General features: G+C 47.3%; 1 protein-coding gene. It reads left to right on the forward strand.

What is annotated here, in order from left to right; genetic code table 11:
- On the forward strand, positions 1-1,004 hold a 1,004-nt coding region (ppnN, locus tag R7P35_RS25780; RefSeq protein ID WP_318093292.1), incomplete at its 5' end, for a nucleotide 5'-monophosphate nucleosidase PpnN.
- Positions 1,005-1,113 lie beyond the last annotated feature (109 nt).

The raw sequence follows: 1,113 nt of genomic DNA on the forward strand, positions 1-1,113 counted from the left end.
CTAACCCAACGCACATTACCAACCTTGTGTTTGGTATTTTGCGTAACGCAGGCGCGCTCACTCCCGGTATTGAACCAAATCTCGTCGTCTGTTGGGGCGGCCATTCAATCAATGGCGTTGAATACCAATACACGCGCGAAGTGGGTAACGAGCTTGGCTTACGTGAACTTAATATCTGTACGGGTTGTGGACCAGGTGCGATGGAAGGCCCGATGAAAGGAGCAGCAATCGGTCACGCTAAACAACGTTACACTGAGCAACGCTACCTTGGCTTGACAGAGCCTTCAATCATTGCCGCTGAGCCGCCAAACCCAATCGTCAACGAGCTGATCATCATGCCGGACATCGAAAAACGTTTAGAAGCGTTTGTTCGTATGGCGCATGGTATTGTGATCTTCCCGGGTGGTCCGGGTACTGCTGAAGAGTTGCTGTACATTCTTGGTATCATGATGCATCCAGACAATGCGGATCAGCCGATGCCGATTGTGTTAACCGGACCAAAAGAGAGCGAAGAATACTTCCGTTCTATCGATGCGTTTATTCGCGATACCTTAGGTGAAGAAGGTCAAAAACACTACAAAATCGTCATTGATGATCCTGCCGAAGTTGCACGTATCATGAAGCGCTCGATGGAAGATGTACGCCTTCACCGTAAAGAAAAAGGCGATGCTTACAGCTTCAACTGGTCATTGAAAATCGAACCGGATTTCCAACTGCCATTTGACCCAACGCATACATCAATGGAAGGGTTGAATTTGAACTTGGATCAAGAACCTCAGGTTCTGGCGGCTAACTTACGCAAAGCCTTCTCTGGTATTGTGGCAGGTAACGTCAAAGCCGAGGGCATTCGCGAAATCGAATGCAAAGGTCCATTTTCCATTCATGGCGATCCTGTACTGATGAAGAAGCTCGACAAGCTACTGCAAGACTTCGTTGAACAGCATCGAATGAAATTGCCAGGCGGTTCTGATTACGAACCATGCTATCGAATTGCCCATCCATAAATTGGTGGTCGATAGTCTGGCTTGCATTCGTTACACTAGGGGCATTACGCCCCTTTTTTATTGCTAAGTCATTATGTCTATTCATCTTGTTATCATTGATGCCCTAAAC

Origin of the sequence: Vibrio sp. Vb0304 (assembly GCF_033338995.1) — a bacterium.
Classification (GTDB): domain Bacteria; phylum Pseudomonadota; class Gammaproteobacteria; order Enterobacterales; family Vibrionaceae; genus Vibrio; species Vibrio alginolyticus.